Raw genomic sequence first — 22,151 nt, forward strand, 5'->3', positions numbered from 1 at the left:
CGGAACGATTGCCCACAGTGCTATGCGGGAGGCAGTTTCGGGCGGGTTCGGTCCGGAATGTGGTGGTGGTCCGGGGGAGTTGCTGCCGGGTGGTCGGTCAGGAGGTTCAGGGCCAGGTGGACGGCGTCGGTGAGTTGGGCGTGGCGGCCCTCTGCCCAGTCCAGGGGGGTGCGGAGTGCGGGGAGGTCGGGGTTTACGCCGTGGTTTTCGATGGACCAGCCGTATGCGTCGAACCAGGCGGCGTTCATGGGGACCGTGATGGTCGTGCCGTCGCCCAGGCGGTGGCGGCCGGTCATGCCGACGACGCCGCCCCAGGTGCGTTGGCCCACCACCGGGCCGAGCTTGAGGAGTTTGAAGGCGGCCGTGATCATGTCGCCGTCCGAGGACGTCGATTCGTCGGCGAGGGCGACGACCGGACCGCGCGGGGCGTTGGAGGTGTACGACACCGGCTGGGCGTTGCGCGTCACGTCCCAGCCCAGGATGGCGCGGGTGAGTTTCTCGACGACCAGCTCGCTGATGTGGCCGCCGGCGTTGCCGCGCACATCGACGATCAGGGCGGGTCGGGACATCTCCATGCGCAGATCGCGGTTGAACTGGGCCCAGCCCGAGCCGCCCATGTCCGGGATGTGCAGGTACCCGCACTTGCCGTGGCTCAACTCCCGTACGACCTCGCGGCGTTTGGCCACCCAGTCCTGGTAGCGCAGCGGCCGCTCGTCGATCAACGGAACGACGGCGACCCGGCGCGCATGGCCCTCGCCGTCCGCCGACGCGAAGGTCAACTCCACCGTCGTACCGCCCGCCCCCGCGAGCAGCGGATACGGACCGGCGACCGGATCGACCGGCCGGCCGTCGACATGGGTGAGCACGGCGCCCTCGCGGATGCCCGTACCGGCCAGCGGTGAACGGGCCCTGGAGTCGGACGACTCGCCGGGCAGGATGCGCCGGATCGCCCAACTTACATCCTTGTGAGTGAAGTTGGCGCCCAGCAGGCCCTGCGCGCGCTGGTAGTGCGGCGGCCCTTCGTTGCGGCGCGCGGGAGTGACGTACGCATGGGAGGTGCCCAGCTCGCCCAGGACCTCGCGCAGCAGATCCGCGAACTCGTCGGGGGAGGCGACCCGTTCGACCAGCGGCCGGTACTGGTCGAGGACCGCGTCCCAGTCGATGCCGCACATCTTCGGATCCCAGAAGTACGCGCGGATCAGGCGGCCCGCCTCCTCGTACGACTGCCGCCACTCGGCGGCCGGGTCGACGTGGTGCACGATGCGCCGCGAGTCGATCCACACGGTCGTGTCGAGGTCGCCCGACTCGGTGGAGGGCACGGCCCGCAGATCGCCCTCGTCGACGACGACGAGCCGCGAGCCGTCGCCGCTGACCGCGAACCAGTCGAGGTGATCGACGAGTTCGGACTTCTTCGCCTTGCTGATGTTGAAGTACTCCAGCGTCGGCCGCCCGGAGGTGTCGGCCGGGTTGACGAAGGTCTCGCCGAGTGCGCCGGAGATCGGCCAGCGCAGCCAGACAAGGCCGCCGCCCTCAACCGGGTACAGCGCCGAGTACTTGGAGGCGGGCACCGGGAACGGCGTGACCCGCATCGCCAGGCCCTCGGTCTCGACGGTCACCGCGGCGCCGTCGCCGGTGTCCTCGGTGTCGCCGATGTCGTCCGCGAGCACGTCCAGGCCGCCCGCGGCCGGGCGTCCCTCGGGGGTCAGCGCGAAGGGGGAGGGCGTCGCGGATGACAGGGGGACCAGGTACGGGCGGCAGCCCAGCGGGAAGGACAGGTCGCCGGTGTGCACGTCGTACACCGGGTCGAAGCCGCGCCAGGAAAGGAACGCGAGGAAGCGGCCGTCCCGCGTGAACACCGGTCCTTCGTCCTCGAAGCGGCCGTTGGTGACGTCGACGATCGTGTGTTTCAGGGGACCTTCGGCTCTCGGGCCCTCGATCCGCGCGATCTTGATCTGTCGCAGGGACCGGCCGATGCCCGGGTGCGACCAGGTCAGCCAGGCGCCGTCGGGGGAGAAGGCGAGATCGCGCACGGGCCCGTTGATGGACTGGATCAGCTCGGTGACCTCGCCGCTTTCCGGTTCCTCGGTCGCGTCGACGAGGAGCAGCCGCCCGTCGTTGGATGCGATCGCGAGCCGTTCCCCCTGCGGATCCGAGACGAGTTCCAGTACGCGGCCAAGGCGGCCGGAGGCGATCCGGCGCGGTGCGCGGGCGCCGGTCGCGCGCGGCAGGTACGCGATCTCGACGGCGTCCTCGCCCTCCGCGTCCGTCACATACGCGAGCCGCCCGCTCGAGCCGAGCATCTCCGGCAGCCGTACGCGTACGCCCGGAGTGTCCGCGAGGGTGCGCGCCGGGCCGTCGCGATGCGTGAGCCAGTACAGGCTGCCGCGTACGACGACGGCACTGGCCCGGCCCGTCTCGTCCACAGAGATCCCGTCGACGTGCAGACCGGCCGGTACTTGGTAGGGGCGGCGCCCGGCCCGCGGCCCGCCCAGGCGTACCTCGAGGCGACGGGGTGCCGAGCCGGCGGACAGGTCGTCGACGATCCACAGCTCGCCCGCGCACTGGTAGACGACGCGGGTGCCGTCGCTGGCGGCGTGGCGGGCGTAGAAGGCGTCGTGGTCGGTGTGGCGGCGCAGGTCGGAGCCGTCGTGCAGGCAGGAGTAGAGGTTGCCGACGCCCTCGTGGTCGGAGAGGAAGGCGATGCGGTCGCCGACGAACATGGGCGCGTCCAGGTGCCCGTCGAGGTCGTCGAGGATGCGCTGCCCGTGCACCCAGAGGCGTCCGGTGGCGCCGCCGCGGTAGCGCTTCCAGGAGGCGGGCTCGTGCGGGGGCGTGCCGGTGAGCAGCAGCGTCTTGTGCTCGCCGGCGACGTCGGCGACCGCGATGTGCGAGACGGGTCCCCAGGGGAGCTTGCCGCCGGGGTCACCGGTGACCGGGAGCTTGTACGCCCAGGTGAAGTGGGCGAAGGGCTCGCCGTGGGAGGCGACGGCGAGAATGTCGCCGTCGGGGTTCCAGCCGCAGACGCGGGTGTCGGGGCTGCCCCAGTAGGTGAGGCGCCGGGCGGGGCCGCCGTCGACCGGGGCCAGGTGGATCTCCGGATCGAGACTGCGCCAGGTCGTGTACGCGATGTGCCGGCCGTCGGGCGAGAAGCGCGGGTGGCCGGCCTTCGTACGGTCGACGGTGAGCCGCCAGGCCCGGGCGGGGCGGTCGAGGGGGGCCACCCACAGGTCGTCCTCGGCCACGAAGCAGAGGCGCTCGCCGCTCAGGTGGGGGAAGCGGAGGTAGCCGGGGGCGGTCTGGTTCTCGTGCTTGTCGCTCACCTACTCATGCTTTGTCGGGGGAGGGGGCGCGGCAACTTGTGGGCGGGGGGTGCGAGCGGTTCTTTTCCTTGCGGAGCTGCTGTGACCCGGGACACGTACGAAACGGTTTCGTTTCGTACGCGCCCCGGTGTATCTTCTTAAGCGTACGAAACCGTTTCGTTCGGAACGCGGTCTGTAGGCGTGCATGCGTGGGTCTGTAGCCTGGCGCTCCGGACGTGGGAGCAGGAGAGGTGAGTGGGATGGCTGAAGCCGCGACGGTGCGCCGCAGTCGGATCACGCCCGAGCGGGAGGCCGAGCTGTACGGGGCCGTGCTCGACCTGCTCCGGGAAGTCGGCTACGACGCCCTGACCATGGACGCCGTGGCCACCCGCACCCGGTCCAGCAAGGCGACGCTCTACCGCCAGTGGGGCGGCAAGGCCGAGCTGGTGGCCAAGGCGCTCCGGCATCACAAGCGGATCGACCCGGCCGAGATCGACACCGGGTCCCTGCGGGGCGACTTCCACGCCATGGCGGTGCGTGAGGACGACTGCAGCATGGAGCAGGACACCGCGCTGATGCGGAGCCTGGTCATGGCGGTCCACAACAGCCCTGAACTCCTCCAGGAGTTCAGGGAATGGCTCATCGAGCCCGAGATGGCCGAGATCAACAAGGTGCTGCAGCGTGCCGTCGAACGGGGTGAGATCCGTGCGGACAACCCCGCGATCGAATACGTGCTGCACATGATGCTCGGCGCCTTCGTCGCCCGGAACCTGATCGACGGACTGCCGCCGACCCAGGAGTTCCTCCTTTCGTACGTCAACGCCGTGGTCCTCCCCGCTCTCGGCGCCTGACGCTCAACCCACTTCCAAAGTTACCCACTTGACCCCTTGCACCACCTGCACCTGACGCGACCGCTCACGTCGTCGGGCTGATCACCCCTGCCCTGCTCCACCCCACGACCTGACCGGGAGTACTCCCTCGTGGCTACGTTCCTCTACAAACTCGGCCGACTCGCCTTCCGGCGACGGCATTTCGTCGCCCTGATATGGGTGGCGCTGCTGACGCTCGCCGGTGTCGGCGCCGCCAGCGCACCGGCGGCGGGATCGACTTCCTTCTCGATCCCCGGCACCGAGGCGCAGAAGGCCTTCGACCTGCTGGATCAGCGTTTCCCCGGCGGTAGCGCCAACGGAGCGACCGGGCGCATCGTCTTCAAGGCGCCCGAGGGCGAGAAGATGACGGACGCCGACAACAAGGCGACCGTCGAGAAGACCGTCAAGGAACTGGGCGGCGGCCCCGAAGTCGTCTCCGTCACCGACCCGTTCACGACGAACGCCGTGAGCAAGGACGGCACGGTCGCCTACACGTCGGTGACGTACGACGCCCCCGGCATGGAGCTGAAGGACTCGACCAGGGACGCCCTCGAGGCGGCCGCTGACGAGGCGCAGGCCACCGGGCTGACCGTCGACGTCGGAGGTGACGCCCTGCAGGCCGCGGCCGAGCCAGGGGCGATCGGTGAGGTCATCGGTCTCGCCATCGCCGCCGTCGTCCTCGTCCTCACCCTGGGCTCGCTGGTCGCGGCCGGACTGCCGCTGCTGACCGCGATCATCGGCGTCGGCATCGGCGTCTCCACCATCACCGCCCTCGCCAACGCCCTCGACCTCGGCGACACCACCTCCACGCTCGCGTTGATGATCGGCCTCGCGGTCGGTATCGACTACGCGCTGTTCATCGTCTCGCGCTACCGGGGCGAGCTGGCCGACGGCCGTGACCGCGAGGAGGCGGCAGGCCGGGCCACCGGAACCGCCGGCTCGGCGGTGGTCTTCGCGGGCCTCACCGTCGTGATCGCCCTGGCGGGCCTCTCCGTCGTCGGCGTCCCGATGCTGACCAAGATGGGCCTCGCGGCGGCGGGCACGGTCGTGGTGGCCGTCCTCATCGCGCTGACCATGATCCCGGCACTGCTCGGGTACGCGGGCAAGAAGGTCCGCCCGGCGAACGAGAAGCGCAAGCGGCGTGGCGGCGAGAAGGCCGTGGCGCCCGAGAAGGCCGGGGCCTCCGCGAACTCCGCAGCGCCCGAGAAGTCCGAGGCGCAGGCCAAGCCCGGCATGGGCACCCGTTGGGCGAGCTTCGTCATCCGCCGTCCGGTCGCCGTGCTGCTGCTCGGCGTGGTCGGTCTGGGTGCGATCGCCGTCCCGGCCACCCAACTGGAGCTGGGCCTGCCCGACGACGGCTCGCAGCCGACGTCCACGACGCAGCGCCGGGCGTACGACACGCTGTCCGAGGGCTTCGGCCCCGGCTTCAACGGCCCTCTGATGATCGTGGTCGACGCCAAGAACAGCGACGACCCCAGGGCCGCGGCCACCACGGTGACCGACGGGATCAAGGGCCTCAAGGACGTCGTGACGGTCACCCCGGCGCAGTTCAACAAGGCCGGCGACACCGCGATGATCACCGTGATCCCGGACTCCAAGCCGTCCTCGACGCAGACCGAGGACGTGGTGCACGCCATCCGCGACAAGGGCGCCGACGTCAAGGCCGACACCGGCGCGGAGGTACTGGTCACCGGCACCACCGCGATGAACATCGACTTCTCGCAGAAGCTCACCGATGCGCTGGTCCCGTACCTGGCCCTGGTGGTCGGCCTCGCCTTCCTGCTCCTGATCCTGGTCTTCCGCTCCATCCTGGTCCCGCTGAAGGCGGCCCTCGGCTTCCTGCTCAGCGTGCTCGCCGCGCTCGGTGCCGTGGTCGCGGTCTTCCAGTGGGGCTGGCTCTCCGGCCTGATCGGTGTGGAGGAGACCGGCCCGATCATGTCGATGATGCCGATCTTCATGGTGGGCGTGGTCTTCGGTCTTGCGATGGACTACGAGGTGTTCCTCGTGACCCGCATGCGAGAGGCGTACGTCCACGGCGAGTCGCCGAGCCAGGCCATCGTGACCGGCTTCCGGCACAGCGCCCGGGTCGTGGCCGCCGCCGCGGTCATCATGATGGCCGTCTTCGGCGGCTTCATCAGCTCCAGCGAGTCGATGATCAAGATGATCGGCTTCGGCCTCGCGATCGCCGTCTTCTTCGACGCCTTCGTGGTCCGCATGGCCATCGTCCCCGCGGTCCTGGCCCTGCTCGGCAAGAAGGCCTGGTGGCTCCCGAAGTGGCTGGACCGCGCCCTCCCGAACGTCGACATCGAGGGCGAGGCACTCCGCACCCACGACACCGGCGATACCAACGGCCCGAAGGACCCGGACGAGGACCGGGAGTTGGCACGGGTCTGAGGCTACGAGTCTGAAGTCTCACCTCATACGGGCCTGAGGCCTCACCTCAACGGACAGGGCGCCCCACGCGTTGGTGGGGCGCCCTGTCGCTTGCGCCTGAACCGACCTGCCCGCGTTACTGCTTCGAGTAGCGCGGCAGGTTCTCCGTGGAGATCGTCCACTCGGCGATGGTGACGTCTTCGCCGTACACGAACTCCTTGCGGGTGGCGTAGCGCGGGCCGCTCGGGGTCGAGTGGATGTTGGAAAGGACTGCGCCCTCTCCCGTACGCGGGTCGAAGATCACGTAGATGGGGATGCCGAGCAGGGGGTAGTCGCGCACCTTGCCGACCCAGTCGTTGTCCGGGTTGGAGCGCGAGACGACTTCGATGGCGGCGATGAGCGTGCGCGGATCGAAGGAACCCGGCACATCCATGTCCTCCATGGAGATCACCATGACGTCTGGATGGCGCATGATGCCCTCGGATTCGGCTTCCACGTCAGGCGTTCCCGTATGAGCGACCAGCTCTTCCGGCATGACCTTCTCGAGGCGTTTCCGGAGGTGCAGCGCGGTCATCTCGTGAGGGCCGACGGGCGCCCTCAGATCGTGGACGATCCCTTCCTTGGTGATCTCGAACTTGCCGGGGAGCGTGTCGTCCATCGACTCCAAGAACTTACGCATCGCCTGGTAGCGGTGGTGGTTGTCGGGCTGACCAACGCCAGCCTGGATGGTCATGGCGCTCGCTCCTTGCAGCCCGTGCCACGGGCAAGCTCCCGCCGTGCGCTGCTACTGCTTGGGGCTCGAGCCCGGGTTGGCGGGGTCTTCGGCGAACACCTCGGCGATCGAGGTCGCGGTGATGGCGCGCTCGAACCAGAGGGTGAGGGTGTCGAGGTCGTCGCAGGCCGTGATGTGGGCGCGGTCGGTGTCGGAGACTGGAATGCCGCGTCGGTCGAGGAGGAGCAGGATGTTGGCGGTTGCCCTATGGACCTCTCCCTCGGCCCGGATCTCTTGGGACAGCGACGACTTGAAGAACGAGGTGTCGGCGGCCACGAGATTCCTCCAGATTGCGATGGCTTTGGTGTTGTCGTCCAGGCCCTGGCCTGTGAGGTCGATCAACTTCTCCGCGGTTTCCCGGTCAAGGACTTTCAGGGCCGCTACCAGTGCCTCCAGTATCACATCGACATCCCGGTCGGTGCGGTGCAGAACGGCGGACAGAACAGCCAGCGGGACATCGCTGGCAGCCTCCTCCGGGGTCCTGGCGACCGGTACATTGCCCGGTCCGAGGACCAGCGGAGTCAGCCGGAGCGATGACCACTGCGGTGGGCCGATCTTCACCTCCTGGGCCGCCCAGTCGGCAGTCCGCTGGTCCGGGCAGACGACCAGCAGTACCGGTGGCAGGTGGTACTTGGCCTGCAGATGAGCCAAGTAGTACGCCCAACTGTTGGGCTTCCTCGGGTCCGGCTGGTTCTGTGCCTCGACGGCAAGGATGTAGTCGCCACTCGGCGCCTCGATCCGTAAGAGGGTGTCCACGCGCCGCTCCACCGGCTGGTTCTCTGTGAGGTCTGTCGGCAGCGGAGTCGCGGAGATCGGAGTCTCGAACGGCGGGATGTCGAGCGTGCGGGTGACCCGGGCGAACAGCCCCGGATCCTCTCCGAAGATCGAGTGCATCGCCTCATGCAGGGAACTGACCATCGCGGTGTCAACGGTCCTTTCGTGGTGAACGGGGCGAGCATATGGCGATCACATATGCCGAGATCCAATGGATTGGACGATGATCACCCTTGTGGGTGACTTGTCAGCCTGTGGCCCGCTCCGCCGACGCTGTTGGTCAATCCCCTCTGGCTGGGCGTCAGTTGGGCAAAGCGTGAACACTTTCCGGGAAAGTGTTCACGCTTTGCGAGTAGCCGGGCCAGGCGGGTACTGCAGCGAGAACTCGGTCGCATGCCCCGTACACGCGCCGCTAGCGTGCCGTGCATGACCGCCGCTGAAGAGCAGAACGCTGCCCATCCCCGTTTCGCCGAGGCCCTGCGTGAGCTGGGGCTCGACGACCTGCCCTCGCAGATCCGCCGGTTTCCGGACGCGACCCGTACCGCCGTCGAGGCCGCCGCGGCGATTGGATGCGAGTTGAGTCAGATCTGCAAGTCGCTGATCTTCGCGGCGGACGGGGTTCCGGTCCTCGTGCTCATGGACGGGGCGTCCCGCGTGGACCTGGAGCTCGTCCGGACGGAAATCGGTGCCGAGAAGGTCACGCGGGCCAGGGCGGACCTCGTGCGGGATACGACGGGGTATGCGATCGGCGGCGTACCGCCCTTCGGGCATCGCACCAAGACCCGTGTTCTGGCGGACCGTTCGCTACTCGATCACGAGATCGTGTGGGCCGCCGCGGGCACCCCGTACGCCGTCTTCCCGATGGACCCGAAGACCCTCATCACGCACGCGGGCGCCACACTGGTGGACGTACGCGACCGAACCGAGTGACCCCACTCGTCGCGGCGGCCGTCCTCCTCGCCGCCGTCACCCACGCGAGCTGGAACGCCATCGCGCACCAGATCACCGACAAGCTCGTCGGGTTCACGCTGATCGCCGGCGGCGGGACGCTGATCGGGCTGGCCATGGTGCCGTTCGTGCCGTTCCCGGCGGCCGGAGCGTGGCCGTATCTGATCGCCTCGGCCCTTATCCACGTCGGGTACTACGTCCTGCTGATGAGGTCCTTCCGGCTGGGCGACTTCGGCCAGGCGTACCCCATCGCACGCGGCACCGCCCCGCTGGTCGTGACCGTGCTGGCGGCGGTCTTCGCCCATGAGGTCCCCGACGGCTGGGCGGCGGCCGGCATCGCGGTGTCGTGCGCGGGCCTGACGGGGGTCGCCCTGTGGGGGCTGCGCGGCCACCGTCCCAACTGGGCGGCGATCGGCGCCGCGCTCGCGACCGGGCTGACCATCGCCGCGTACACGGTCGTCGACGGGCTCGGCGTGCGGGCCTCCGGCTCCGCCCTCGGGTACATCGCGTGGCTGATGGCGGTGGAGGGCGTGGCGGTCCCGGCGTACGCGCTGTACCGCTGGCGTGGTCAACTGCTGGGCGTACTACGGCCGTTCGCGGGCGTGGGGCTGCTGGGAGCCGCCCTGTCCGTCTCGGCGTACGGCCTTGTCCTGTGGGCGCAGACGAAGGCGGAGCTCGCTCCCGTCGCGGCGTTGCGCGAATCGTCGATCATCGTCGGTGCGGCCATCGGCGCGGTGTTCTTCAAGGAGCGGTTCGGGACGCCGCGTATCGCCGCGGCGGCGCTGCTGGTGGTGGGGATCGGGCTGATGCTGCACGCGGGGTGAGCTTCTCGCCGTACTCGCCCTGGTCGTCTACTCGGCGTGACCCGGCATCACGGGGCCAAGTGTCCATTTCGGGTCAGCCCGACCTGGGTCATTCGGTGCCGGTTTCGGTTTTGTGCGGCATCTGGGCCAACAACAGGGCGCTTCCGGCCGCTGCCCCTACCGCTCCCGCGGCCAGGAAACCGCGAGAGGAACGCCAGGACAGCACCGACCACCGCGACTGCGCGGAGAACAACGATCCTGTACTCAGCCACGACCCGGTTGAGATCAGCGACAGAGCGGAACCGATCGAGCCGACCGACAGGGCACTTCCGATCGAGCCGACCGACAAGGCCGAACCGACGGACCCCACGGACAGCACCGAACCCACTGAGCCGATCGACAACACGGAGTCCTGTGACCACAACGACAGCACCGAACCGGAGGGAGTGCGACGGACCGACCGTACCGACAGCTTTGTCATGAGGTCATCTTGCCCGCTGATCGTTCTGTCTGGGGAGGTTGTGGACGGATAGTGCGGGTCTCCGGTGAGGACCTTCCGGCATCTGGCTCGCTGCGTGGTCGAGGACGGCTGACCGCTGCGCACCGCATGGTCCGCACCACAAGCGCACCGGATTGAGCGAGGAACAGCGGGGCTCGGCTACGACGACTGCGCCGCCCATACCGCCCGTACCAGCGCCTGTGCCCGCGGATCCGCCGTCACCGTCTTGCGGAAGCCGTTCGTCACGTAGCCGAAAGCGATGCCCGACTCGGGGTCGGCGAAGCCGAGGGGGCCGCCGCGGCCCGGGTGGCCGAAGGAGCCGGGGGACAGGAAGGGAGAGGCCGAGCCGTGGAGCATGTGGCCGAGGCCGAAGCGGGTGTTGATCACCAGGATGCGGTCGGGGCCCGCCGACTCCTCCGTGCGGGCCGCTGTCAGTGTCTCCGGTGTGAACACGCTTGGTGTGCCGTCCACTTCACCGATCAGTGAGGCGTAGAAGCGGGCCAGGCCGTCCGCCGTCGCGATGCCGTTCGTCGCGGGGAGCGTCGCCGCGCGGTACGCCGGGTCGTTCTGGTCGGGGAACGGGGTGATCGCGGCGAAGGCCCGCCGGGTGAGGGAGGACGGGTCGTCGTAGGCCTCGGTGACCGAGCGCTTCGGGCGGAGGCGCGGGCCCACCCCGGCCGGCTCCGGTGCCTCGATCCGGCCGACGCGGCCGGTCCGGCCCGCTGCTTCCTCCTCCGCAGGCAGCCCCAGCCACAGGTCCAGGCCCAGCGGCCCGGCGATCTCCGACGCGATCCACTCACCGGTGCCGTGTCCTGTCACACGCCGCACCAACTCGTCGAGAATCCAGCCGTACGTCAGCGCGTGATAGCCGTGATCCGTGCCGGGCGCCCAGACGGGGGCTTGGGCGGCCACGGCTTCGGGGCCCTTCGAAGGCTCCAGGGCCTCCTCCGGCGTGAGCGGGCGGTCGAGCACCGGGAGTCCGGCCCGATGGTTCAGCACGTGCCGGACCAGCACGCGGTCCTTGCCGCGCGCCTTGAACTCTGGCCAGTGCTCGCCGACCGGTGCGTCCAGGTCCAACTGCCCGCGCTGATGCAGGAGAAGGGGTACGGCCGCGGCGACACCTTTCGTCGCCGAGCGCACGATCTGCGCGGTCCCGCGCTCCCAGAGGGCCGAGGAACCGTCGACGTCCCGCAGCCCGCCCCACAGGTCGACCACCTTGCGCCCGTCCCGGTACACGGCCACCGCCGCGCCCCGCTCCCCGAGCGCCGTGAAGTTGCGTACGAACGCGTCCCTGACCGGCTCGAAGCCCTCCGCCACCGTGCCGCTCACGTTCACGTCCACGCCCGTACTCCCGTTCCCCGTCCAGAAACAGCCGACAGTGGGAGCAACAGCCGCCCAACGCCCGCGATTCCTAGCCCAGCAGGATCGTGACCTCGATATTGCCGCGCGTCGCGTTGGAGTACGGGCAGACCTCGTGCGCCGCGTCCACGAGCTTCGAGGCGACGCCCGGGTCGAGGACGGGGAGCGAGACGCTGAGGGCGACCGCGAGTCCGTAGCCGCGCTGCTTGTTCGGGCCGATGCCGACCTTGGCCGCGACCGTGGAGCCGGTGAGGTCGAAGCCGGACCGGCGGCCGACGAGGACCAGGGCGTTGTGGAAGCAGGCGCTGAAACCGGCCGCGAACAACTGCTCCGGATTCGTGCCGTTGCCGTCCCCGCCGAGCGCGGGCGGCATCGCGACCCTCAGCCCGATCTGGCCGTCCTGGCTGGTGACGTAGCCGTCCCGGCCGCCGTGCGCGGTGGCCTCGGCGACGTACATGATCTTCGTTGGACGGGTGTCGACAACAGCGGTGCCGTCAGTCATGGTTGGCCTCCCCCGGATTCCATGCGCACAAGTACATCGTGCACAAGGTACTTGGCGGTGGTCGAGCCTCTGTTACCGGGGGGTAGCAACCGTGGGTAACGCGAGATCAGCGGGTTACGGTCCGTCGCCGCGGCCTACGCCTTCTCCGCCAGCCGCCACAAATCCTCGCGCAACCGCGCGACGTCCGGCCCGCCGAGCCCCGTCGCCATGAGCAGCGCGCCCGGTACGCACTCCGCGCGCTCCCGCAGTTCCTCCCCGCGTGCCGTCACCGCGACGAGCACCGACCGCTCGTCCCGCGCCGACCGCTCACGCCGGACCAGGCCCGCCGCCTCCAGCCGCTTCAGGAGCGGGGACACGGTGCCGTAGTCGAGCCGCAGGGCGGCCGCCAGCTCCTTGACCGGCGTCTCGCCGCGCTCCCACAGGACCAGCAGGACGAGGTACTGGGGATAGGTCAGGCCGAGCTCGTCGAGCAGCGGGCGGTACGCGGCCGTCACCGCGCGATGGGCGGCATACAGCGCGAAGCACAGCTGGTCGTCCAGGAGCAGCGATCCCTCGCGCGTGCCTGTGGTCTCCTCGTTCGTCACGCGCCCATTGTCACGGAGGCCGGGTCGAAGCCGAACGGCAGCTCCAGGCGATGCTCACGCATCAACTCCTCGTCGGAGAGCAGTTCGCCCGTCTTTCCGTCCGCGGCGATCACTCCCTCGCTGAGGATCAGGGAGCGCGGGCACAGTTCGAGGGCGTACGGCAGGTCGTGGGTGACCATGAGGACCGTGACGTCCAACGACCGCAGGATGTCGGCGAGTTCGCGCCGTGAGGCGGGGTCGAGGTTGGACGACGGCTCGTCCAGGACCAGAATCTCCGGCTCCATCGCCAGCACGGTCGCGACCGCCACCCGGCGCCGCTGCCCGAAGGAGAGGTGGTGCGGGGGACGGTCGGCGAAGGCCTCCATGCCGACCCGCTCCAGCGCTGTGCGGACCCGCGCTTCCAGCTCGGGCCCCTTCAGACCGGCCGCCGCGGGCCCGAAGGCCACGTCCTCGCGCACGGTCGGCATGAACAGCTGGTCGTCCGGATCCTGGAAGACGATGCCGACCTTCCGCCGGATCTCCGCCATGTGCTTCTTGCCGACGGGCAGCCCGGCGACCGTCACGGTGCCGGTGCCGCCGGTCAGGATGCCGTTGAGGTGCAGTACGAGCGTGGTCTTCCCGGCGCCGTTCGGCCCGAGCAGCGCCACGCGTTCACCGCGCGCGACGGTGAAGTCGACGCCGAACAGGGCCTGGTGGCCGTCGGGATACGCGAAGGCCAGTCCGGCCACTTCCAAGGAGGGGGTCACAAGGTCCATCCCAACACGCAGACGACGAGGGCGGCGACGGGCAGGGCAAGGGCGTACGACCACTGTGCCCGGGACGCGGTCACCTCGTCGATGACCGGCATGGAACCGGCGTAACCCCGGCTCACCATGGCGAGATGCACCCGCTCCCCGCGCTCGTACGACCGGATGAACAGCGCGCCCGCCGACTTGGCGAGGACGCCCCAGGACCGTACGCCACGCGCCTCGAAGCCGCGCGACTCCCGCGCGATCTTCATCCGCCGCATCTCGTCCGCGATGACGTCGCCGTACCGGATCATGAACGAGGCGATCTGCACGAGGAGCGGCGGAAGCTTCAACCGCTGTAGTCCCAGGAGGAGTTCGCGCAGTTCCGTGGTCGAGGCGAGCAGTACGGAGGCGGCGACGCCGAGCGTGCCCTTGGCCAGTACGTTCCAGGCGCCCCACAGGCCGTTCACGCTCAGGGACATGCCGAGTACGTCCACGCGCTCGCCCTGCGCCACGAACGGCATCAGTACCGCGAAGGCCACGAACGGCACCTCGATCAGCAGCCGTTTCAGCAGGAATCCGGGCGGTACGCGCGCCGCGTACGCCACGCTCGCCAGCAGCAGTGCGTACAGCGCGAAGGCCCACATCGCCTCGCGCGGGGTCGACACGACGACGATGACGAAGGCGAAGACGGCCGCGAGTTTGGTGTGCGGCGGCAGGGCGTGCACGGGCGAGTGCCCGTGCCGGTAGAGCTTGTGCGCGTGGCCCGCACCCATGTCAGACGTTCTCGGGGACTGACGAGGGCGAGGTCTCGGTCGTACGGCGCTTGCGGACGGCCCAGAAGACGCCCGTGCCCGCGACCAGCGTGACGCCCACGCCGATCACGCCCGCGAGGCCGCCGGAGAGACGGGAGCTCATGATGCCCTCGATGCCGTAGTCGGCCAGCGGGGAGTCGGCGGCGGCGTGGTCCTCCACCTTGGAGTCGAAGCCCTTGTCGGCGGCGACCTTCTCCAGGCCGTCGGGGCTGGCGGAGGCGTAGAAGCTGACGAAACCGGCGAGGACGAGGGAGGCGGCGAGGCCCGCGAGCAGGACCTTGCGCGGGGAGCGGGCGGCGACGGGGGCGGGTTCGGCGGCCGGGGCGTCGACCAGCTCGCCGTTGACGCGGAGCTTGAGCGGGGCGGTCAGGCCGCGGGCGCCGTACACGAGGTCCGGTCGTACGGCGATGACGGCGCCGACCGTGAGCGCCGTGATCGCGGCCTCGCCGATGCCGATGAGGACGTGGACGCCGACCATCGCGGTGAGGACCTGACCGATGGGTACGTCCGTGGTGCCGCCGATCGCGTAGACGAACGTGAAGGCCGCGGCGGCGGCCGGCACGGAGAACACGGCGGCGATGAACGCGGAGACGGTAATGGAGCGGCGCTTCTTGGGCAGGAGTTTTACAAGGCCGCGGAATACGGCGTACGCCACGACCGTGGTGACCACCGCCATGATCGTGATGTTCACGCCGAGCGCGGTGAGGCCGCCGTCCGCGAAGAGGATGCCCTGCATGAGGAGGACGACCGAGACGCAGAGGACCCCTGTGTAGGGGCCCACGAGTATCGCGGCCAGCGCGCCGCCGAGGAGGTGGCCGCTGGTGCCTGCGGCGACGGGGAAGTTGAGCATCTGCACGGCGAAGATGAACGCGGCGACCAGGCCCGCGAGCGGGGCGGTCCGCTCGTCGAGTTCGCGCCGCGCGCCGCGCAGGCTCACGGCGACGGCTCCGGCGGCGACGACTCCGGTGGCCAGGGAGACGGGGGCGTTGATGAATCCGTCGGGCACGTGCATGGATGGGCTCCGCTTCCGGGGTCCGGCCGGCTGGCTAACCGTTTGATGATAGTGCCTTGTTGCGAACGGCTTGCAAGAGCGAGGTTTCCATCAATAGCTTCAGCGACAGTTTGGGGGCGCAATCCAGGAAATATGCGACATTGGATAGAAATCACTACAAAGGGTTCTCACAGGGTCCCTGGACCCCCGGCGAAGGAGCGGCCGATGTCCGCCGTCGAGCAGTACGCGCGCGCCCACATCGTCACGGACTCGGCGCAGGAGGCGCCCGCCGTCCCGGTAGCCCTCCGCTATGACCCCGAGGCCGAGCCGGCCGAGGTGCACGTCACCCTTCCCGGGCGGCACGAGTGGGTTGTCGCGCGCGACCTTCTCGAGCGGGGGTTGCGCACGCCGGCCGAGGCCGGTGACGTACGCATATGGCCGTGCGGCCGGGTCCAGACGGTGATGGAGTTCCACTCGCCGGAGGGGGTGGCGGTGGTGCAGTTCGACGAGAAGGCGCTGATCCGCTTCTTGCGGCGGACGTATATGGCGGGCGCGCCGGTGGCACACTGAGCGCTCCCGCCGGGAGGTGCAGTTCGACTCTGCGGGTCCGTTGCGGCTGGTCGCTCCCCCATCGCGGCGGAGCCGCACATTGAAACAGCCCCGCGCCTCTTAAAGGGACGCGGGGCCGCACCGGACTTTGGTAAGTCCGCGTAGCTTCAGCTACCCGCCTTCAACATCGCCGCCACTAGCGGACCTGCGGCCTCGCCGCCGTGCCCGCCCTGCTGCACCACGCCGGCGGCAGCCAAGTCGCCCTTCCACGCCGTGAACCAGCCGTTGGGCTTCTTCTGGCCGTCGACCTCCGCGGAGCCGGTCTTCGCGCCGGAGTCGGAGCCGAGGCCGGCCATCGCCTCGGCGGCCGTTCCCGCCGCGGCCGTGTACTGCAGCATCGACTGCAACTGGGCCCGCGTGGACGAGGAAAGCGAACGGGGCGCCTTCGCCAACGTACGGTCGTCGACGTCCGGAGACACCAGGTACGGCTGGTGGAAGGTGCCCGTCTTCGCCGTCGCGACGACCGACGCCATGTTCAGCGGGTTCATCCGGACCGCGCCCTGGCCGATCAGCGAAGCCGCCATCTGGGCGTCCGACTGCACCGGCACCGCGCCGTCGAAGGTGGACACCCCGATCTGCCAGTCGTTCTTGCCGAGCCCGAAGACCTCCTGGGCCTGCTTCGTCAGATCGTCGTCGCTCAGCTCCGGGGCCTGGCTGATGAAGGCCGTGTTGCAGGACCGCGCGAAGCTCGCCTTGAACGTGCCGCCCTTGATCTCGAACTTGTCGTCGTTCTGGAACTTCCAGCCGCCGTACTTGAAGTACTTGGGGCACGGGTGCTGCTTGTCCATCGACGCGAGCCCCTTGTCGAGGAGCAGCGACGCCGTGATGACCTTCATCGTGGAGCCGGGCGCAAGGGAACCCTGGAAGGCGGTGTTGAAGCCGTGGCCGGAGTTCGCGACGGCCAGGATCTCGCCCGTCGACGCCTTCGTCGTGACCAGCGACGCCTTGGGCTTCTTGGAAACCTGCTCCTCGGCGGTCGCCTGGAGGCTCGGATTGAGGGTCGTACGGACCGTGCCGGGCGTCCCCTTGCTCAGCTCCAGCAGCGTCTTGTCGGGGGTTTCCTCGTCACCCTCGGTCGCCTTGGCGGAGTCGGCCGAGGAGCCCTTGCGGACCACACGCAGCTCGATGCCCGCCTTGCCGCCGGCCTTCTTGCCGTACTTCTCGCGCAGGCCGTCGAGGACCGTCCCCAGGGACGGGTACTTGGCCGTGGTCAGCTCCCCGCCGTCCCGGTCGAGCGCCTTGACCGGCGGCGTCCCGGCCTCCCCGGTGACCAGCCGGTCGCCGTCCTGAAGGTCCGGGTGGACGACGGCGGACTGCCAGTCGACCAGCGGCTTTCCGTCCTCGGCCCGGCGGACGACGGTGAGCTGGGAGTCGTACGCGAGGGGCTTGGTCTGGCCCTTGTAGGAGACGGTGCCCTTGACCGAGAACGGCATCTTCGCGCCGGTTCTGGTGCCGGGCGTGAGCGTCACGTCCTTGATGTGCGCCTCTTTGCCGAACCCCGTCAGCAGCGTACGGGCCGCCGCCGTGTCGTTCGTGGTGGCGGCGGCCTCGGTGACGTCACCGCTCTGCCAGGCCGTGAGGAACGTCGTGGCCGCCGACTTGACCTCGGCCGCCGACAGCGGGCCGGTCTTCACGGCCGCCTTGCGTTCGGCGGCTGTCGACGCGCTGTCGTCGGCCGCCGCCCCACCGCCGTACACGGTGTAGACGCCGAACCCCGCCCCAGCGACGACCACGGCGATCATCCCCCCGATGACGGCGGGCTTCGTCCTGCCGCGCTCTCCGGCGCGTCCCCTGTTCCCCACGGCTCCCGTTCCTCCGCTGTTGCCTCAGTACTCCCACGTTCCACTTAGAGAACGAGAGCCAACAGCCTAGGGTCCCCGTGTGACAGACGGGACCTCAAGCGGACGCTCGTAGCACGGCTGCGACAATCGGGCCCGCCGCGTCGCCGCCCCGGCCGGCCTCCTGCGCCATGGCCGCCGCCGCGATGTCGTCGCGGTAGCCGGTGAACCAGCTGTCGGACGTCTTCCGCCCGTCGACCTCGGCTGAACCGGTCTTCGCGCCGATGCTGCCGCCGCCCACGTCACCCATCACCTTGGCCGCGGTACCGCTGACCGCGGTGCGGTTCATCATCTGGCGGAGTTGCGCGACCGTACCCGCGTCCAGGCCCTTCGCGGCGGCCAGTTCACGGTCGTCGAGGCTCTGCGGCACGATCACCGGCTGACGGAAGGCGCCGGTTATGGCGGTCGCGGTGACGGAGGCCATGTTGAGGGGGCTCATCTGAATCTCGCCCTGGCCGAGCATGTTGGCCGCCGTGTCGGGGCCGCCGGAGGCCGGGACGGAGCCGTCGAAGGAGGCGATGCCGGTCTTCCAGTTGTCCTGCCCGAGACCGAAGCGCTCCTGGGCCTCCTTCGTGAGCGAGTCGACCTTCACCTCGTCCGCGTACTTCACGAACGCCGTGTTGCAGGAGAGCGCGAAGCTCTCCGAGAGGGTCGCGTTGTCGTTGGGCTTCATGCCCTCGATGTTCTTGAAGGTCTGGCTCTGCCAGGTCGCGTCCGCCGGGCAGGGCGCGGGTCCAGTCGCGGTCGTGATGCCGTTGTCGATCAGTGTCGCCGCGGAGACGATCTTCATCGTGGAGCCCGGCGCCAGCTGCCCCTGGAACGCCGCGTTGAACTCGCCGAACCCGTGGTTGGCGACCGCCAGCACCTCCCCGGTGCTCGGCTTCACCGCGACCACCGACGACTTGGAGTACTCCTTGACCGCCTTCTCCGCGGCGGCCTGCGCGCCCGCGCTGAGCGTCGTAGTCAGCTTGCCCGGCTCGCCCTTCGCGAGCGTGACGAGCGTCTTGTCGCCCGCTTCCTCGTCCGAGCTCCGGATCGCCAGCTCGACGCCCGGGGTGCCGCCCGCACTGTCGCCGTACTTCTTCCGCAGCTGGTCCAGGATCGGCCCGAGCGAGGGGTACTTCTCCTCGGTCAGCACGGTGCCGTTCCGGTCCACCGCCTCGATCGGCGGGCTCGCCGCCTCACCCGTGACCAGGGAGTCCCCCTCCGCCAGATCCGGGTGCAGCACGGTCGGCTCCCAGTCGACCAGCGCCCGCCCTGTGGTGTCCCCGCGGACGACGGTCAGCTCGCTCTTGTACGACAGGGGCTTGCTCTTCCCCTCGTACGACACCGTGGCCGCGACCGAGAACGGGACCGTTCCGCCCGACGGCGTACCCGGCGTGATCTTCACGTCGGTCAGATGCGCCTCGGTGCGGTAGCCGGCGAACAGTGGCTGGGCCACACCCGCGTTGTTCGTGTACTCGGCGGCCTTGGCCGCCTTCCCCTGCTCCCAGGCCGCGAAGAACTTCTCGCTGGTCTCCTTGACCTCGTCACCCGACGGCGGGCCGGTCTTCACCGTCTCGCCCCGGGCGTCCGAGCCCCCGGCGATCGCCGACACGATGTTGAACGCGCCGTATCCGGCACCCCCGACCATCACCGCGAACACCCCGCCCACAATGGCGGTCTTCGCCCCCTTGCGCATAGCGCGATCCCCTCCCCATGGCCTTTCTGAACGTGTTCAGAAAGGCGCTCATCTATCGCACTGTATGCGGGAGGAGGGGAACGTGTGGCCGCTGTTCCCTGATTGTTAAGCCGAGGTCTCCGGTCCGGGGACCGCCCCCGGACCGCCTCAAATCGCCCTTCAAACCCAGGTGTCCAGCCACATTCGTGATCGCCAGGTGTCTATCGGGATGGCCTGGCCGGTGTAGATCGGCCAGAAATAGACGAAGTTCCAGGCGATCAGCAGGACCAGGACGCCCGCCGTGGCCGCGCCCGCCACGCGGCGGCGTTCGCTCGAACCGGGCGGGCCCAGGATCGCGCCGATCATCATCGCCAGGGCCAGGCAGAGGAAGGGCAGGAAGACGATCGCGTAGAAGAAGAAGATCGTGCGCTCCTGGTACATGAACCAGGGCAGATAGCCGGCCGCGATACCGCAGACGATCGCGCCCGCGCGCCAGTCGCGGCGGAAGAACCAGCGCCACAGCACATAGAGGACCGCGAGGCCGGCGGCCCACCACAGCAGGGGCGTGCCGAGGGCGAGGACCTCGCGGGCGCACTTCTCGCCCGCGTCGACGGGGCAGCCGTCCTTGCCGGGCTGCGGGGACTCGTAGAAGTACGAGACCGGGCGGCCGGTGACGATCCAGCTCCACGGGTTCGACTGGTACGTGTGCGCCGAGGTGAGGCCGACATGGAACTCGTACACCTGGTGCTCGTAGTGCCACAGGCTGCGCACCCAGTCGGGCAGGAACGTCCAGTTGCCGCCCTTGCCCTCGGTGGCCGCCCAGTTGCGGAAGTAGGCGCCGCTGCCGTCGGAGGGGGACAGGATCCAGCCGGTCCAGGAGGCCAGGTACGTGACGATCGCGACCGGCACGGTCGCCACGAACGCCAGGCCGGTGTCGCGCTGGAGCACCGCCTTGTACGGGTGCCGGGCGCCCGCGACCCTGCGTGAGCCGACGTCCCACAGGACCGTCAGCAGGCAGAACGCGACCAGGACGTACAGGCCGTTCCACTTGGTGCCGAAGGCGAGGCCGAGCATCAGGCCTGCCGCCCAGCGCCAGGGACGCAGGCCGAGACGGGTGTGTTCCGCCGTGTACGCGTCGGGGCGTACGACTCCGTCCTCGTCCGGCGGCAGAGCGGCGGCGAGGCGTGCGCGCGTCCTGTCCCGGTCGATGAGCAGGCAGCCGAAGGCCGCGAGCACGAAGAACATCAGCACCTGGTCGAGCAGCGCCGTGCGGCTCATCACGAAGTGCAGCCCGTCGACGGCCATCAGGGCGCCCGCGAGACAGCCGAGGAACGTCGAGCGGAACAGTCGGCGGCCGATCCGGCACAGCATCAGCACCGACAGCGTGCCGAGCAGGGCCGTCATGAACCGCCAGCCGAAGGGCGTGAACCCGAACAGCCACTCGCCGAGCCCGATCACGTACTTGCCGACCGGCGGATGGACGACGTACGCGGCCTCCGACGGGATCGGGACGTCGCCGTTCCTCTGCAGGATCAGCTCGTTGGCGTCCTTGGCCCAGTTGACCTCGTACCCGCGGTGGATCAGCGCCCAGGCGTCCTTGGCGTAGTACGTCTCGTCGAATATCACCGCCTTCGGGCTGCCCAGGTTCCAGAACCGCGTCAGGCCCGCGAGGAGTGTGATCAGCAGCGGGCCCGCCCAGGCCGACCAGCGCACCACGAGCGCGGCGGTCGGCTTCGTCAGCCCGAACGCCATCCACAGACGCGGGCTGGGCTGGGCGTACGCGGGCACCAGACGGTCACGGACGTCGCTTCTGGCCGGGCTCGTGTAGCCGAACCGGCGAAGCCGCAGCTGCCACGACGGCCGCTGCTCTTCGATGCCCTGTTCCTTCCGGAGGTCCGTGTGGGACGCGGTACTGGTCACCGCGCCATCGTAGGGAACCCTTCTGTGCGAGGCCCCTTTATCGGCCCTGCGAGGATGGAACCGTGACAGGAACCCTTGTACTCGCAGGCACTCCCATCGGGGACGTCGCGGACGCACCGCCCCGGCTGGCCCAGGAGTTGGCGGCCGCCGATGTGATCGCCGCGGAGGACACGCGGCGGCTGCGCCGGTTGACCCAGGCGCTGGGCGTGCAGCCGGGCGGGCGCGTCGTGTCGTACTTCGAGGGGAACGAGTCGGCCCGTACGCCCGAGCTGGTGGAGGCGCTGGCCGATGGGGCGCGTGTGCTGCTCGTCACCGACGCGGGGATGCCGTCAGTGTCCGACCCCGGCTATCGGCTCGTCGCCGCGGCCGTCGAGCAGGACATCCGGGTGACGGCCGTACCCGGCCCGTCCGCCGTGCTGACCGCGCTCGCGCTGTCCGGGCTGCCGGTCGACCGGTTCTGCTTCGAGGGGTTTCTGCCCCGGAAGGCGGGGGAGCGGCTGTCGCGGCTGCGGGAGGTCGCCGGGGAGCGGCGCACGCTCGTGTACTTCGAGTCGCCGCACCGGCTGGACGACACGCTCGCCGCGATGGCGGAGGTGTTCGGGGAGGACCGGCGGGCCGCTGTGTGCCGGGAGCTGACCAAGACGTATGAGGAGGTCAGGCGGGGGTCGTTGAGCGAGCTTGCGGCTTGGGCTGCGGAGCGCGTCCGCGGGGAGATCACCGTTGTTGTGGAGGGGGCGCCGGAGAAGGGGGCCGAGGGCGTGGACGCGGCGGAGCTTGTGCGGCGGGTGCGGGTGCGGGAGGAGGCGGG

The 22,151-nt window shown here is 69.6% G+C and carries 19 protein-coding genes; 6 read left to right on the plus strand and 13 right to left on the minus strand.

All coding sequences use genetic code 11. The features are described 5' to 3' along the window. Positions 1-20: 20 nt before the first annotated feature. Positions 21-3,320: a S41 family peptidase gene (locus tag G6048_RS03330; RefSeq protein ID WP_165337884.1), complete on the minus strand. Its 3,300-nt coding sequence runs from the start codon at positions 3,318-3,320 to the stop codon at positions 21-23. Positions 3,321-3,559: 239 nt separating this feature from the next. On the opposite strand from G6048_RS03330, the gene G6048_RS03335 reads away from it, so the two are divergent. After that, entirely contained in the window at positions 3,560-4,150 is a 591-nt protein-coding gene (locus G6048_RS03335) for a TetR/AcrR family transcriptional regulator (protein WP_165337885.1), read from the plus strand. Between the two features lie 129 nt (positions 4,151-4,279). Next, on the plus strand, positions 4,280-6,562 hold the full coding sequence (locus G6048_RS03340) for an MMPL family transporter (RefSeq protein ID WP_165337886.1): 2,283 nt from the start codon (positions 4,280-4,282) through the stop codon (positions 6,560-6,562). Positions 6,563-6,677: 115 nt separating this feature from the next. On the opposite strand, the gene G6048_RS03345 is transcribed toward G6048_RS03340, so the two are convergent. Beyond that, complete coding sequence (locus G6048_RS03345) at positions 6,678-7,274, minus strand: Uma2 family endonuclease (RefSeq protein WP_235989442.1); 597 nt, start codon at positions 7,272-7,274, stop codon at positions 6,678-6,680. Between the two features lie 51 nt (positions 7,275-7,325). Then, positions 7,326-8,231: a hypothetical protein gene (locus G6048_RS03350; RefSeq protein ID WP_165337887.1), complete on the minus strand. Its 906-nt coding sequence runs from the start codon at positions 8,229-8,231 to the stop codon at positions 7,326-7,328. 282 nt (positions 8,232-8,513) lie between these two features. On the opposite strand from G6048_RS03350, the gene G6048_RS03355 reads away from it, so the two are divergent. Both G6048_RS03355 and G6048_RS03360 read left to right on the plus strand, forming a co-directional pair. Next, positions 8,514-9,017 carry a YbaK/EbsC family protein gene (locus G6048_RS03355; RefSeq protein WP_165337888.1) on the plus strand — a complete coding sequence of 168 codons (504 nt, stop codon included), beginning with the start codon at positions 8,514-8,516 and terminating at the stop codon, positions 9,015-9,017. Further along, the gene (locus G6048_RS03360; protein WP_165337889.1) at positions 9,014-9,859 is read left to right on the plus strand and encodes an EamA family transporter; all 846 of its coding nucleotides are present in this window, start codon (positions 9,014-9,016) and stop codon (positions 9,857-9,859) included. Before G6048_RS03355 ends, G6048_RS03360 begins: the two co-directional genes overlap by 4 nt. A gap of 88 nt (positions 9,860-9,947) precedes the next feature. Here G6048_RS03360 and G6048_RS03365 read toward each other — a convergent pair whose 3' ends face one another. The 7 genes from G6048_RS03365 to G6048_RS03395 form a co-directional block, all read right to left on the minus strand. Then, a complete protein-coding gene (locus G6048_RS03365; protein WP_165337890.1) occupies positions 9,948-10,319 on the minus strand; it encodes a hypothetical protein in 372 nt (123 codons plus the stop codon). Positions 10,320-10,496: 177 nt separating this feature from the next. Further along, complete coding sequence (locus tag G6048_RS03370) at positions 10,497-11,672, minus strand: serine hydrolase domain-containing protein (RefSeq protein WP_165337914.1); 1,176 nt, start codon at positions 11,670-11,672, stop codon at positions 10,497-10,499. Between the two features lie 76 nt (positions 11,673-11,748). Next, complete coding sequence (locus G6048_RS03375) at positions 11,749-12,198, minus strand: organic hydroperoxide resistance protein (protein WP_165337891.1); 450 nt, start codon at positions 12,196-12,198, stop codon at positions 11,749-11,751. Positions 12,199-12,332: 134 nt separating this feature from the next. Further along, positions 12,333-12,782: a MarR family winged helix-turn-helix transcriptional regulator gene (locus tag G6048_RS03380; RefSeq protein ID WP_165337892.1), complete on the minus strand. Its 450-nt coding sequence runs from the start codon at positions 12,780-12,782 to the stop codon at positions 12,333-12,335. Then, positions 12,779-13,537, minus strand: coding sequence for an energy-coupling factor ABC transporter ATP-binding protein (locus tag G6048_RS03385; RefSeq protein ID WP_206341101.1), 759 nt, complete (start codon positions 13,535-13,537; stop codon positions 12,779-12,781). Before G6048_RS03385 ends, G6048_RS03380 begins: the two co-directional genes overlap by 4 nt. Beyond that, positions 13,525-14,286 (minus strand): cobalt ECF transporter T component CbiQ, encoded by a 762-nt coding sequence (gene cbiQ / locus G6048_RS03390; RefSeq protein ID WP_165337894.1) that lies wholly within the window; start codon positions 14,284-14,286, stop codon positions 13,525-13,527. The genes G6048_RS03385 and cbiQ overlap by 13 nt, the downstream gene beginning before the upstream one ends. A gap of 1 nt (position 14,287) precedes the next feature. Continuing rightward, the gene (locus tag G6048_RS03395; protein ID WP_165337895.1) at positions 14,288-15,337 is read right to left on the minus strand and encodes an energy-coupling factor ABC transporter permease; all 1,050 of its coding nucleotides are present in this window, start codon (positions 15,335-15,337) and stop codon (positions 14,288-14,290) included. A 204-nt stretch (positions 15,338-15,541) separates the two neighbouring features. Between G6048_RS03395 and G6048_RS03400 the strand changes: the two genes are divergently transcribed. Further along, positions 15,542-15,886, plus strand: coding sequence for an SsgA family sporulation/cell division regulator (locus G6048_RS03400; RefSeq protein ID WP_165337896.1), 345 nt, complete (start codon positions 15,542-15,544; stop codon positions 15,884-15,886). A gap of 146 nt (positions 15,887-16,032) precedes the next feature. On the opposite strand, the gene G6048_RS03405 is transcribed toward G6048_RS03400, so the two are convergent. The 3 genes from G6048_RS03405 to G6048_RS03415 all read right to left on the minus strand — a co-directional run bounded on the left by G6048_RS03405 (position 16,033) and on the right by G6048_RS03415 (position 21,343). Then, the gene (locus tag G6048_RS03405) at positions 16,033-17,727 is read right to left on the minus strand and encodes a penicillin-binding transpeptidase domain-containing protein (protein WP_165337897.1); all 1,695 of its coding nucleotides are present in this window, start codon (positions 17,725-17,727) and stop codon (positions 16,033-16,035) included. 94 nt (positions 17,728-17,821) lie between these two features. Further along, on the minus strand, positions 17,822-19,444 hold the full coding sequence (locus G6048_RS03410) for a penicillin-binding transpeptidase domain-containing protein (RefSeq protein ID WP_165337898.1): 1,623 nt from the start codon (positions 19,442-19,444) through the stop codon (positions 17,822-17,824). A gap of 159 nt (positions 19,445-19,603) precedes the next feature. Continuing rightward, a complete protein-coding gene (locus tag G6048_RS03415; protein WP_165337899.1) occupies positions 19,604-21,343 on the minus strand; it encodes a dolichyl-phosphate-mannose--protein mannosyltransferase in 1,740 nt (579 codons plus the stop codon). 62 nt (positions 21,344-21,405) lie between these two features. Here G6048_RS03415 and rsmI point away from each other — a divergent pair. Then, a partial coding sequence (rsmI, locus tag G6048_RS03420; protein ID WP_165337900.1) for a 16S rRNA (cytidine(1402)-2'-O)-methyltransferase occupies positions 21,406-22,151 on the plus strand: 746 nt, incomplete at its 3' end.

The organism is Streptomyces ureilyticus, from assembly GCF_011045025.1.
In the GTDB taxonomy this organism is placed as follows: domain Bacteria; phylum Actinomycetota; class Actinomycetes; order Streptomycetales; family Streptomycetaceae; genus Streptomyces; species Streptomyces ureilyticus.

Bases quoted from the DNA above. Each gene is read 5' to 3' on its own strand.
- G6048_RS03335 (WP_165337885.1), top strand. From the start codon at position 3,560: ATGGCTGAAGCCGCGACGGTGCGCCGCAGTCGGATCACGCCCGAGCGG.
- G6048_RS03345 (WP_235989442.1), bottom strand. From the start codon at position 7,274: ATGACCATCCAGGCTGGCGTTGGTCAGCCCGACAACCACCACCGCTAC.
- G6048_RS03350 (WP_165337887.1), bottom strand. From the start codon at position 8,231: ATGGTCAGTTCCCTGCATGAGGCGATGCACTCGATCTTCGGAGAGGAT.
- G6048_RS03355 (WP_165337888.1), top strand. From the start codon at position 8,514: ATGACCGCCGCTGAAGAGCAGAACGCTGCCCATCCCCGTTTCGCCGAG.
- G6048_RS03365 (WP_165337890.1), bottom strand. From the start codon at position 10,319: ATGACAAAGCTGTCGGTACGGTCGGTCCGTCGCACTCCCTCCGGTTCG.
- G6048_RS03375 (WP_165337891.1), bottom strand. From the start codon at position 12,198: ATGACTGACGGCACCGCTGTTGTCGACACCCGTCCAACGAAGATCATG.
- G6048_RS03385 (WP_206341101.1), bottom strand. From the start codon at position 13,537: ATGGACCTTGTGACCCCCTCCTTGGAAGTGGCCGGACTGGCCTTCGCG.
- cbiQ (WP_165337894.1), bottom strand. From the start codon at position 14,286: ATGGGTGCGGGCCACGCGCACAAGCTCTACCGGCACGGGCACTCGCCC.
- G6048_RS03395 (WP_165337895.1), bottom strand. From the start codon at position 15,337: ATGCACGTGCCCGACGGATTCATCAACGCCCCCGTCTCCCTGGCCACC.
- G6048_RS03400 (WP_165337896.1), top strand. From the start codon at position 15,542: ATGTCCGCCGTCGAGCAGTACGCGCGCGCCCACATCGTCACGGACTCG.
- G6048_RS03410 (WP_165337898.1), bottom strand. From the start codon at position 19,444: ATGCGCAAGGGGGCGAAGACCGCCATTGTGGGCGGGGTGTTCGCGGTG.